This is a genomic window from Flavobacterium sp. A45, assembly GCF_002001005.1.
In the GTDB taxonomy this organism is placed as follows: domain Bacteria; phylum Bacteroidota; class Bacteroidia; order Flavobacteriales; family Flavobacteriaceae; genus Flavobacterium.
Genome location: NZ_MUNX01000099.1, coordinates 18479 through 30954 on the forward strand (window position 1 = coordinate 18479; position 12476 = coordinate 30954).

Genomic DNA, 12476 nt, shown 5'->3' on the forward strand with positions numbered 1-12476 from the left:
GTAATTACTTTCTGTTTTTAGCCATTTCTTTCGCGACAGCCATAGATTGGGGGTTTTTTGTTTTTTCTAATTCGGAAATAATATTCGAATAATTTTTGTCATCACGGTTTTGTGACATTTTGGTTTGCGCTTGTATTTCTTCTATTTTAATTTCAAAAGCAACAATTCCTCGGGTTTGCATCATTGTTTTCTTTGATAATTCTGCTACTCGAACCGGACATTTGGAATTTTGCTCATATTTGTCTACCAGTTTAGTTAAGGAATCAATTACGGCATCTCCTTCAATGATTTTTATCTTTCCGTAAATATGAACCGCTGTGTAATTCCAAGTCGGTACATTTTCGTGGTCATACCAAGAGGGAGATATATAAGCATGGGATCCTGTAAATACTGCCAAAACTTGATCATTTGATTCAAAAGCTGTCCATTGCGGATTTTCTTTTGAGATATGTCCCAGCAAAATTTCTTCTCCTTCTTTATTGGTTTCTAGTTCCAATGGAATGTGGGTTGCCCATAATTTTCCATTGGTTTGATTGATGAGAATACCAAAAGCATTTGCTTTTAGAAAGGTTCTGATGGCTTCCTTATCTTCGTTTTTATATAAATCGGGAATGTACATTTTGAAATTTTAGATTTATTGGTTATGGATGCCAGCTTCTATTTTATTTTCATTTCAGGGATTAAAGGATCAGTCTCAATTAGTTCTAAGGACTTTACCATATCTTTTGTATAGTCTTTGTACTTTATAAAATGAGGCGTTTTTATGTGTAAATTGTATGAATCCCTGTCTTTGTAGATTTCAAGAATTGTTATATGATTTGGATTGTCTCTTTCTGAAACTGCATACAGAGTTAATACTCCAGGTTCAATTTTAATTGATGTTTCAATTTCTTCTTTCAATGCGATTTGATAATTTTTCAAATCTTCGGGATTAATTACAAGTTTGGCTAATCTTACTATTTGATTTTTATTTTGAGAATATGAAGCTTCAAAAAAAACTAAAGCAAGAAATGTAAACGTAAATTTTATAAAGTCAATATTCCTTATTTTCATAATGACTGTTTTTAATTTATATATTCCGGTTTGGTAGTTGCATTCCCTATTCAATCTACATCTATATTATATTTACTTCAGCTTCAATATGAATACCAAAAGTATTGAAAACAGTATCTTGGACGGTTTTGGAAACATCTAAAATTTCTTGTCCTGTCGCATTTCCATAATTCACCAAAACCAAAGCTTGATTTTTGTGTACTCCGGCATCTCCAAAACGTTTTCCTTTCAAACCGGCTTGTTCAATCAGCCAACCTGCAGGAACTTTAACTTCGGTTTCCGAAATGTCAAAGAATCTCATTTCAGGGAATTTTTGGTGGATTGGCTCAAAATCAGATTTTAAAAGAATTGGATTTTTGAAAAAACTACCGCTGTTTCCTAGTTCGGCTGGATCGGGTAACTTACTTTTTCTAATAGCTATTACCGCATTGCTAACGTCTTTTAAGCCAGGAACAGTAATGTTGTTTTTGGCTAACTCGGCGGTGATATCTCCGTATGAAGTGTTTATTTTATGATTTTGTTTTGTTAGTTTGAAAACTACTGAGGTTATAATGTATTGATCTTTTACCTCGTGTTTGAAAATGCTTTCTCGGTAGCCAAAATTACATTCTTCTTTGGTAAAAGTTCTCATTTCCTGATTTTCGATATTTATCGCGTCGCAAGAGATAAAAAAATCTTTGATTTCGGCACCATAAGCGCCAATGTTTTGTACTGGAGTTGTACCAACATTACCTGGGATAAGCGACATATTTTCGAGTCCTCCAAAGTTTTGATCTATTGCCCAAAGCACAAATTGATGCCAATTTTCGCCTGCTTGACTTTCGACCCAAACAAAATCAGCATCTTCTTTAAGTATTTTTTTTCCTTTTAAATCGATGTGGATTACCAGAGCTTCGATGTTTTTTGTTAAAAGCATATTGCTTCCGCCGCCAAGGACAAACTTCTTTTGGTTTTTGTTTTGTTCCAAAATGCTTTTCAATTCAGAAACACTGTGAACGGCAACAAATTGTTCAGCTTTGGCTTCAATGCCAAATGTATTGTAGTTTTTTAAAGAAAAATTATTTAAAATCTCCATAAAGAATTGTAATTAAAAGTGTTTTGCTTTTGGATTTATTCCGAATATAAAGCTCTGTCGATAAAATTATTAAAAGGTTTTAATACCATCATTTTTTCTGCCATTATGGACACGAAATCTTTTTGAGTCACCAATTTAGTGTCGAAAGGTTGAGTAGCCGTAAAGCTTTTCAGTTTCAGAAATTCAATGGCTGGATCTTCTTTATCGTAGCCTTTTGGCGGGTTTTTCAAAGTGGAATTCTCGTCCCTGTTTAAATTTTGATAAATGGATTGAAATTTTTTGTCATTTAAAATCTCCTGTAAATCATCATAGAAAAAGTGAATTTCTTTTCTAATTTTTTGAAGTTGGTCGGGCTGTGGGCAATATAATCCACCGCCAACAAAACATTTTCCATTTTCTATATGAAGGTAATAACCTGAAGCTTCTGCGTTTTTTGCTCCTGCAGATATCCAAACGCCTAAATTCGTTTTGTAAGGTGATTTGTCTTTGGCAAATCGAACGTCACGATTGATTCTAAAAACGCAATTTTTAACTTCCAACATCTCTAATGAGGGATCAAGAGGTTTAAGTGCATCAAGAAAAGAAGCGACCAATTGATGGTAATCTTTCTTTACGGTTTCGTAGCGTTTTTTGTTTTCAAGAAACCAATCACGATTGTTGTTGGCTTTTAAATCTTCGAGGAATTGTAAGGTATCTTTTGAGAGCATAGACCAGATTATTGTAATTGGGTTTTTAAATCTTCTTCACTGACGAATCCTGATTTTTGCCATTTGACGGCTTTGTTTTCGTACAACACTAAAGTAGGAAGTTCACTGATTTTCAATTCCTGCATAATGGTTTTATTCTCGTCAGCATTCAATCGGATGATGACTACTTTGTCTGCCATTTCTTTTTGCATTTTTAGGATATAAGGCTCCATTTTTTTGCAGGGGGCACACCAAGGGGCATAAAAACTGACTAATACTTTCTTATCAGATTTTAATAATTCGGCGTATTCCTGACTGCAAATGCCAATGATTTTAGTGTCAGGTTTTGCCAATCCTGCTGCTTCCCATTTGAGCATTCCACCATCAAGATTATAGATAGTTGTAAAACCCAATTCGGCTAATTTGTCTGCTGCTTTGGCGCTTCTTCCTCCACTTTTGCAATACACAAAAACGGGTTTTGTTTTGTCGTACTTGTCTGTTCTTAAAACAAAACTGTTGCTCAGCCAATTTACATTATCTGAGTTTTCGATATGGCCCGTTGCATATTCCTCGGGTGTACGAACATCTAGGATTTGGGCATTATGAGTCGCTTTTATTTTCTTGGAATACGAAGTAACATCAATGGTTTTAACGGTTGGTGATGTTTGTCCGTTGCATGAGGATACAATAAAACAAGTAATAAATAAATATAGGTGACTAATTTTCATCGGGGTGTAAGTGTTATAATTTGTGTAAAATTAAGCATTTTTTGCTTTTTTGAATCTTTAAGTAATCTTAAATAAAAGTTACAGATTGAAAATAGTGTAACTCTGGAGTGTTGATTTTACGATTGCTTCCGTGCGTTCGGGATGTGTGTCTGATATAAAAAGTTGTCCAAAGGTATCGTTGTTGACCATTTCGATGATTTTAGACACTCGATTTTCGTCTAATTTATCGAAGATATCATCAAAAAGCAGAATGGGTTTTACGCCACTTTGTTTTTTTAGAAATTCAAACTGTGCTAGTTTCAATGCTATCAAAAATGATTTTTGCTGTCCCTGTGAACCAAATTTCTTGATTGGGTAATTGTCGATTTCAAAAGAGAGGTCGTCTTTATGAATACCCATGCTGGTGTATTGCAGCATTCTGTCTTTGTTGATGCTTTGTTGCAAGAGCGTCAATAAATCATTTTCGAATAAATGGCTTTCATAAATCAGCTGAACGGATTCCTGAGAACCAGTTATGTTGTGGTGATGAAAGTTGAAAATAGGAATGAACTCGGTAACAAAAGCTTTTCTTTTTTCGAAAATGGATTGCCCAAATTCGGTTAGCTGTTCATTATATATAGATAAGGTATCATTATCATACGTATGGTTCAGTGCAAAATACTTCAGCAAAGCATTGCGCTGACTCATTACTTTTTGATATTGGATGAGTTGTTGTAGATAGTGCGGATCCAATTGGGAAATCACGCTGTCCATAAATTTTCTTCGGGTTTCGCTTCCTTCTACGATTAAATCTCTGTCGGCTGGAGAAATAATGACCAAAGGAATAAACCCAATATGGTCTGAGAATTTATCGTAAGCTTTTCCGTTGCGTTTGAGTATTTTTTTTTGGCCTTTTTTGAGACTGCAGACAATTTGTTCGGTTCTTTCGTTCTTTTCAAATTCGGCGTCAATTACAAAAAACTCTTCTCCGTGTTTGATGTTTTGAACAGCGAGTGGATTGAAATAACTTTTTCCATACGACAAATGATAAATGGCATCCAATACATTGGTTTTTCCGATGCCGTTTTTGCCTACAAAACAATTGATTTTGCTGTCAAATTCGAAATTGGCTTCGGAAAAGTTTTTGTAATTGAATAAGGATATTTTTTTTAAATACATCTGAAGTTCTTGCTGGAATTGTTGCCTTTGAAGCCTTTTTTTGGATGGTTTCTAAGAGGGTGCAAATTATTGAAAAATATCGATATAAAAGATGGGAAATTGCGTTTTCGTTTTTTTACTACGTCCGTTCGCTCGCGTGAGGGATAGAAGCTAGCTACCGAAGTAGCGCGGATGGCCCGACACCAGCTAGGAAAAAGGGCCCTGAAGACAAAGTGAATAGCCCTTTTTTCTAGCTGGTGGCACGCCCTAATTATTCGGATATTTGGAGGTGTTTTTTCAGTGAAAATAAGGGATTAAAAATATTTTTCTAAAATTTAATATAAAATTCATTTTTTTTACGTGCATTAGAATAAAAATTTTATTTTTGCCGTTCACTAAATTAAATTTTAAATGGCTACTTACAGTAAAAGAGGATATAAAACACCAAAAGAAAAGGAAGTTAAAGACGATGCAGTTGAAAATGTAATGATTGACGAAAAAGACAGTGCTACGGCTGAGGTTTTTTCGAAATTAGACGAAACAGCTTCTAAAACAGAAGACTGGGTTGCTAAAAATCAAAAAATTATTATTGGGGTTGTTGGTGCTATTACATTGGTAACTGTTGGTTATTTTGCTTATCAAAAATTTATCGCTAATCCTAAAGAAGATGATGCTGCTAACGAAATGTTTGTTGCGCAATCTAACTTTGAGAAAGCGACTAACGGTGTTGCAAGTGATTCATTGTACAAATTGGCATTGAATGGATCTGAAGGTAAATTTGGATTTGTAAAAATCGCTGATGAATATTCTGGTACAGCTGCAGGAAACTTGGCTAACTATTATGCTGGAATCGCTTACTTGAATACAGGTAAATATGATGAAGCAATTACTTATTTAGGTAAATTCAGTTCAACGGATGTGATGTTGAGCGCTTTGGCAAAAGGAGCTATTGGGGATGCTTATTCTCAAAAAAATCAACCAAAAGAAGCTTTGGAAAATTATATTAAAGCAGCTGAAGCTAGCAAAAATGATTTCACAACTCCACGTTTCTTGATGAAAGCAGGTAAAGTTGCTTTGGCTTTAGGAAATAAAGCGGATGCTTTGAAATATTTCACAGATATTAAAGAAAATTATGAAAACGCTCCAGAAGCTGCTACAGTGGATGGTTTGATAGGTTTGTCACAAGAATAGAAAGATTTAAGATTGTTGATTTAAGATTATTGATTTTTGATTTCAAAACTCTATCTTTAATATCTGAAATCTAAGTTCTAAATTCTAAAATCTAAAATTAAATGGCTACCGTAAATAAAAATTTATCGGATTACGATAAAAACACAGTCCCAAACGCGAAAGACTTTCGCTTTGGGATTGTTGTTTCTGAATGGAATGATAACATCACCGAAGGGCTTTATAATGGAGCACTTACTGCTTTATTGGAAAATGAAGTTCCTCCTCATCACATTATCCGTTGGAATGTTCCCGGGAGTTTTGAGTTGATATATGGTTCTAAAAAAATGTTGCAAACTCAAAATGTAGATGCTGTAATTGCCATTGGTTGTGTAATTCAAGGGCAAACAAAACACTTTGATTTTGTGTGTGAAGGAGTAACTCAAGGAATCAAAGATTTGAATGTTCAAACGGATATTCCGGTTATTTTCTGTGTATTGACAGATGATACTATGCAACAATCTATTGACAGGAGTGGTGGTATTCACGGAAACAAAGGAACTGAAGCGGCTATTGCAGCCATAAAAATGGCTTATATTCGTCAACAAGCTTCATTGACTCATCGTGCGGTTGACGACCAACATTTATTGTCACCCGGAGCTTTGAGAATTGAAAATTTACCTTTGCAAATAGAAGAATAGAAAAATAGCTTCAAAATTTTAAAGACCTATACCGTTTACTGAATGGTATAGGTTTTTTTTATGACTATATGAGACTGTCACTATTTCTATTCAAATCTGTTGCTGATTTTTTTATAAATTGTATCCTTACCGTTCTTTGCGTCTCTGCGTCTTTGCGTGAAATTGGGCTCGCAAAGACGCAGAGACGCAAAGAATATCTCAATATTAAAACACATTTTTTGAGAGATGAGGAGATATTTTTTATGCTTTTTTTGTGATTCACGGGATTTTATAAAACCTTCTTAATTGTTATATTTGAAGCTAAACGTTTAATAAAATAGTTGATGATAGTTTCGAATATAAAAAAATATGCATTTTTTCTGTTGTTGTTTGTGTTTGGATTCAGTCAGGCGCAAGAAACAATTGATGAAACCTTGAAAAAGGAATTAGACGGAATTTACAAATCTGACCAAATTCTCAGGGAATATATCGATTCAGAAACTACCGACAGTAGGAAGTTGCAGATTCTTAACGAAACTGGTTACTCCAATGACGATTTGGCAAATGGCAAGGTATATAAAATAATGAATAAGCGAGATTCTATTAATCTTATACGGATTGAGGAAATTATCGCAAAATATGGTTATCCTGGAAAAACATTGGTTGGAGAACCAACAAATGAAGCAGCTTGGTATGTGATTCAGCACAGTAAAAAAATAGCGGACTATTTTCCGATGATTCAGGAAGCCGGTGCGAGCAACGAAATACCTTTTACAAAAGTCGCCATGATGCACGATAGAATGTTGATGCAGGAGGGAAAAGAGCAACTTTATGGGACGCAAGTGTCGGGGGAGAATGTTCTAAATGTAACCACTGGGCAGAAAGAATTTTGGTATTATGTTTGGCCTGTTCAGCATCCCGAATCTGTAAATGAACTGAGGAAGGAAGCGGGGTTTACCACTACGGTTGAAGAGAATGCAAAAAGGTTGGGAGTAGAATATAAACATTATACACTAGCTGAAATTAAGAAAATAACTGGTAAAGAATAGTAGTATTGTTATTGGTTTTAAAAGTGTTAGCTGTTCTAGTAAATTTGGTTTTTTTTATGAGTGGCAAAGAGGTAAAACCCAAGAGAAATTCCTTAAATTTGTCGTCCTTGATTTTAATTATTATTTAAAATCTGAAATTTAAAATCCTAAATCTAAAATTTTTCAATGTCGAGTATAATTCAATTGCTTCCTGATCATGTTGCCAACCAAATTGCCGCTGGAGAAGTGGTGCAAAGACCTGCTTCAGTAGTAAAAGAACTATTGGAAAATGCGGTTGACGCAAAGGCAACGGACATTAAGTTGATTATTAAAGATGCTGGGAAATCATTGGTACAAGTTATTGATAATGGTTCGGGAATGAATGTTACCGATGCACGTATGTGTTTTGAGCGTCATGCCACATCAAAGATTCGCCAAGCAGAAGATTTATTTTCATTGCATACCAAAGGTTTTCGAGGAGAAGCTTTGGCCTCTATTGCGGCGATTGCCCATATGGAAATGAAAACCAAATTGGAGCAGGAGGAATTGGGAACTCACATCGTTATTGAAGGGAGTAAATTCATGTCCCAAGATGTGGCGGTTTTGCCAAAAGGAACTTCATTTGCAGTCAAAAATTTATTTTTTAATATTCCTGCACGTCGCAATTTCCTTAAATCGGATACTGTGGAATACCGCCATATTATTGATGAATTTCAACGCGTGGCTTTGGCGCATCCCAAAATTCATTTCACGTTTTACCATAATGGTAGCGATATGTATAATTTGCCTCCGTCTAGTTTAAGACAGCGAATTGTTAATTTTTTTGGTGGAAAAACCAATGAGAAACTGGTTCCTGTTGTTGAAGATACAGAGATGATGAATATTCAGGGTTTTGTGAGCAAACCTGAATTTGCCAAAAAAAATAGGGGAGAGCAGTTTTTCTTTGTCAATGACCGTTTTATAAAAAGCCCTTATTTGCATCATGCTGTTATGGCCGCTTATGAAGGGATTTTGAAAGATGGTTCGCAACCGAGTTATTATTTGTATTTAACAGTGCCACCAAATACAATCGATATCAATATACATCCGACAAAAACAGAAATCAAGTTTGATAATGAAAGTGCAATGTATGCTATTTTGAGAGCGTCAATAAAGCACAGTTTGGGGCAGTTTAACGTGGCTCCTGTTTTGGATTTTGAAAGGGATGCCAATTTGGACACACCTTATCATTATAAAAACTTGGATGCAGAAGTGCCAACGATTCAAATTGACAGAAGTTTTAACCCTTTTTCGGAAGAAAAGCCTAATAAATCCCATTCTTCCTCCTATAAAAAAACGGAATCAACGGCAAGTTGGGAAAGTTTATACGTGGGAGTTAAGCAAGATACGGAAGTTCTTTTTGGAGGCGATTCGTTTGCTTCCAGTAACAATGATTCCAGTTTTGAGAGCAATGGGTTTACTTTTGAAAACGAAGAGGTAACTTCATCGTTATTTGATGATGCGGAAGTGGAACAAACCGTTCATAAAACGTATCAAATTCATAAAAAATATATTGTTTCGCCGATAAAATCAGGAATGGTAATTGTCGATCAAAGCAGAGCTCACCAACGTGTTTTGTACGAACAATTTCTAGTGAATATGACAGTTCAGCATGCATCAAGTCAGCAATTGTTGTTTCCTATCAACTTGTTTTATTCTGCAACCGAAATGGAACTTATTGCGGAGCTGCAACAATCATTAGTCAATACTGGCTTTGTTTTTGAGGAGTCTAATCCCGATCATATCGTGATTTCGGGCATTCCGGTAAATATTACCGAGAGCGAAGTGGCGGCCGTTTTAGATCAGTTATTGAGTGATCTGCATAACGGAATTCCAGAGAATAGTTTCAGTCAGAATGATACTATCGCCAAATCGATGGCCAAAAGTCTGGCTGTCAAAACAGGTGCGTATTTAACCGAAAAAGAGCAGGAAAATTTAGTAAATGGACTTTTCGCCTGCAAGGACCCAAATGTTTCCCCATTTCAAAAACCAACTTTCATCACCATGCGTGTGGAAGATTTAGATAAAAAATTTGCATTATGATGAATATTACACCTACAGTAAAACAGTTGTTAATTATAAATGTGCTGTTTTATATTGGCTCAATGATTGTCGGCGAACCTGCCTATAAATTGCTTTCGATGTATTTTTTTGAAAGTCCAGACTTTCATTTTTGGCAAATTTTCACCCACATGTTTATGCATGCGCCATTACCTAATATCATGCATATTGCTTTCAATATGTTTGCTTTGTACTCTTTTGGCTCGGCACTGGAACATTTTTGGGGAGGTAGAAAGTTTGTGTTTTTTTATATTTCCTGTGGTTTGGGAGCTGCTTTATTGCATACTGGAGTAAATTATTATTTTTTTGAAAATGGGATCAATCTCTTAGTTGAGAATGGTTACCAAAAAGTTGAAATATTAAAAATTTTAAGTGAAGGGAAATTTGATACCAAGTGGCAGGAATTGTTAACTCCATCCGATTTTCAAGCATTTATGGGGGCTTATTTAGGAAATGTTGTCGGGGCTTCAGGAGCTATTTACGGCTTATTGGTGGCTTTTGCTTTTATGTTTCCCAATGCTGAATTAGCTTTGATGTTTATCCCAATTCCAATTAAAGCAAAGTATTTTGTTCCAGGGTTGCTGTTAATTGATTTATATTTGGGTGTTTCTGGAGGGTCATTGTTTGGAGGGTCTAGTGGAATAGCTCATTTTGCTCATTTGGGTGGCGCATTGATTGGTTATTTGATGATGTGGTACTGGAAGAAAAATCAATTTGACAACCACCGTTGGAATTAATCCCTAACCCCTAAGGGGATTATGGTATTGAATAGAACTCATGATTGACAACTCATAACTCATAACTTGGAACATGAACATCTTAGACGATTTGAAAATGCAATATAAGTTAGGTGGCATCGCCTTAAAAATGATCTATTGGAATGTAGGTTGTTTTTTGGTCTCACTAGTTTTTTTCTATCAATTTAAGATTGGGACTTTTGACTTTCCCAATTGGATTGCTTTATTGTCAGAACCATCTGTTTTTGTGTTAAAGCCTTGGACTTTTTTGACGTATGCTTTTTTTCATGATAGCTTCTTGCATTTATTTTTTAATATGATTGTGCTGAATTTTTCCAGCTACTTGTTTTTGACTTTTTTCTCATCCAAACAGTATTTGGGGCTGTATATTTTAAGCGCAATTTTTTCGGGATTCATTTTTGCTCTGGGTTTTAATCTAATGCATTACAGCGGAGCCATAGTAGGAGCTTCGGCAGCCATAATGGCAATTTTGGTCGCAGTGACAATTTATAGTCCTTTGATGAATGTGCGATTGTTGCTCATTGGGAATGTGAAATTATGGCATATTACAACTGTTATCCTTGTTTTGGACTTAATGCAATTCCGATTGGAAAATTCTGGCGGACATATTTCTCACTTGGCAGGAGCTTTTTTTGGTTTTGCCTATATTAAATTACTTCAAAACGGAATTGACTTGAGTAAGGGAGTGAGTGCTGTTTTGGATTTCTTTATCAATTTGTTTAAAAAACCTTCGACACCTTTCAAAAAAGTACATAAAAATTATAGAAAACCAATCGAAAAACCGATTTCAAAAATAGTCGTAAAAGATAAAAAGCAACAGCAAATAGACGAGATTTTGGATAAAATCAGTCAGTCGGGTTATGAAAGTTTGAGTCAAGAAGAAAAAGAATTCTTGTTTCAAGCAGGAAAATAACCTATTTTTATCTAATTATTGAAGTGAAAAACGTTAACTTTTAGTTTGTAAAGTTTAAAACGCATTAAATATGAAGAACCTTTCATGGTTTAATAAAGGAATGTTTTTTTTGAATTTAGTACTTATTGGGCTAACATTCATTGCCTATTTACTCCCTTTTTTGGCGCCAAAAATCTTTCCGTTTGCATCGGTTTTCACTTTATTTATGCCTTTGTTTTTTTTGGCTAATGGATTGTTCTTTGTCTATTGGGCGATTCAATTCAAAAAACGAATGATTTTGTCGGGCATAGTGCTTTTGGTTGGAATTACTTTTTTTAATAAGTTTTATAAGTTCTCTGCCAAAGAATTCGAGGAAAGCGATAAAGATTTTACTGTTATGAGTTATAACGTAAGGTTATTTAATGTCTTTAAATGGTTGGATCGCGACGATATTCCGGACATGATTTTAGAATTTATCAATACCGAAAATCCAGACATATTATGCATTCAGGAATTTTCTAATTCGGCAGATATTGATCTCAAAGTATATCCCCATAAATTTGTTTTGATGGAGGGGAACCAAATTAAAACGGGTCAAGCAATATTTTCAAAATTCCCTATCATAGAAGAGGGAAATATTGTGTTTCCAGATTCAAATAACAATGTTGTTTATGCTGATATAAAAAAAGGAAAAGATATCATTAGAGTTTATAATATGCATTTGCAGTCCATAAAAATTTCTCCTGATGTCAATGAAATTTCCGAAAATATTGATGTAATTGACCAACAGAAATCCAAGTTTCTTTTTATTCGTATCAGTAAAGCGTTTAAGCAACAACAAGAGCAAGCTGCTATTTTTAAGGAGCATGTAAAGAATTGCAAATACCCAATTATTATCTGCGGAGATATGAATAACAGTGCTTTTTCCTATGTGTATCGAAATATAAAGGGTAAATTGAAAGATAGTTTTGAAGAAGCTGGAGTAGGATTTGGAGCTACCTATAAGTTTAAATATTATCCGGCTCGTATTGATTATATTTTTGCTGACGAAATGATGGAGGTAAAACAATTTAAGAGTTTTTCTGAATTTCAAAATTCAGATCATTACCCTATTATGGCAAAGTTATCTATGAAGTAGATTTTTAGTTTTGCAAAAAAATATAAACCATTAA

General features: G+C 34.7%; 13 protein-coding genes. 7 read left to right on the plus strand and 6 right to left on the minus strand.

Going from position 1 to position 12476, the window contains the following annotated elements:
• Positions 1–4: 4 nt before the first annotated feature.
• The 6 genes from B0E44_RS12270 to B0E44_RS12295 form a co-directional block, all read right to left on the minus strand.
• Positions 5–619, minus strand: a complete 615-nt coding sequence (locus B0E44_RS12270; RefSeq protein WP_077375430.1) for an FMN-binding negative transcriptional regulator — start codon at positions 617–619, stop codon at positions 5–7.
• A 38-nt stretch (positions 620–657) separates the two neighbouring features.
• Entirely contained in the window at positions 658–1053 is a 396-nt protein-coding gene (locus B0E44_RS12275) for a putative quinol monooxygenase (RefSeq protein WP_077375433.1), read from the minus strand.
• Between the two features lie 61 nt (positions 1054–1114).
• The gene (gene murB, locus B0E44_RS12280) at positions 1115–2128 is read right to left on the minus strand and encodes a UDP-N-acetylmuramate dehydrogenase (protein WP_077375436.1); all 1014 of its coding nucleotides are present in this window, start codon (positions 2126–2128) and stop codon (positions 1115–1117) included.
• Between the two features lie 35 nt (positions 2129–2163).
• Positions 2164–2835: a DUF2461 domain-containing protein gene (locus B0E44_RS12285; RefSeq protein ID WP_077375438.1), complete on the minus strand. Its 672-nt coding sequence runs from the start codon at positions 2833–2835 to the stop codon at positions 2164–2166.
• 8 nt (positions 2836–2843) lie between these two features.
• The gene (locus B0E44_RS12290; protein WP_077375441.1) at positions 2844–3542 is read right to left on the minus strand and encodes a thioredoxin domain-containing protein; all 699 of its coding nucleotides are present in this window, start codon (positions 3540–3542) and stop codon (positions 2844–2846) included.
• A 78-nt stretch (positions 3543–3620) separates the two neighbouring features.
• Complete coding sequence (locus tag B0E44_RS12295; protein ID WP_077375444.1) at positions 3621–4700, minus strand: DNA replication/repair protein RecF; 1080 nt, start codon at positions 4698–4700, stop codon at positions 3621–3623.
• 390 nt (positions 4701–5090) lie between these two features.
• Between B0E44_RS12295 and B0E44_RS12300 the strand changes: the two genes are divergently transcribed.
• The 7 genes from B0E44_RS12300 to B0E44_RS12330 all read left to right on the plus strand — a co-directional run bounded on the left by B0E44_RS12300 (position 5091) and on the right by B0E44_RS12330 (position 12442).
• On the plus strand, positions 5091–5870 hold the full coding sequence (locus B0E44_RS12300; protein ID WP_077375447.1) for a tetratricopeptide repeat protein: 780 nt from the start codon (positions 5091–5093) through the stop codon (positions 5868–5870).
• Between the two features lie 101 nt (positions 5871–5971).
• Positions 5972–6547 carry a 6,7-dimethyl-8-ribityllumazine synthase gene (ribH, locus tag B0E44_RS12305; protein WP_077375449.1) on the plus strand — a complete coding sequence of 192 codons (576 nt, stop codon included), beginning with the start codon at positions 5972–5974 and terminating at the stop codon, positions 6545–6547.
• Between the two features lie 323 nt (positions 6548–6870).
• Positions 6871–7575, plus strand: a complete 705-nt coding sequence (locus tag B0E44_RS12310) for a DUF6624 domain-containing protein (protein WP_077375452.1) — start codon at positions 6871–6873, stop codon at positions 7573–7575.
• Between the two features lie 165 nt (positions 7576–7740).
• Positions 7741–9636 (plus strand): DNA mismatch repair endonuclease MutL, encoded by a 1896-nt coding sequence (gene mutL / locus B0E44_RS12315; RefSeq protein WP_077375455.1) that lies wholly within the window; start codon positions 7741–7743, stop codon positions 9634–9636.
• Entirely contained in the window at positions 9633–10391 is a 759-nt protein-coding gene (locus tag B0E44_RS12320) for a rhomboid family intramembrane serine protease (protein WP_077375458.1), read from the plus strand. The genes mutL and B0E44_RS12320 overlap by 4 nt, the downstream gene beginning before the upstream one ends.
• 73 nt (positions 10392–10464) lie before the next feature.
• Positions 10465–11325 carry a rhomboid family intramembrane serine protease gene (locus tag B0E44_RS12325; protein ID WP_077375461.1) on the plus strand — a complete coding sequence of 287 codons (861 nt, stop codon included), beginning with the start codon at positions 10465–10467 and terminating at the stop codon, positions 11323–11325.
• Positions 11326–11395: 70 nt separating this feature from the next.
• Positions 11396–12442 carry an endonuclease/exonuclease/phosphatase family protein gene (locus tag B0E44_RS12330; protein ID WP_077375465.1) on the plus strand — a complete coding sequence of 349 codons (1047 nt, stop codon included), beginning with the start codon at positions 11396–11398 and terminating at the stop codon, positions 12440–12442.
• Positions 12443–12476: the final 34 nt, after the last annotated feature.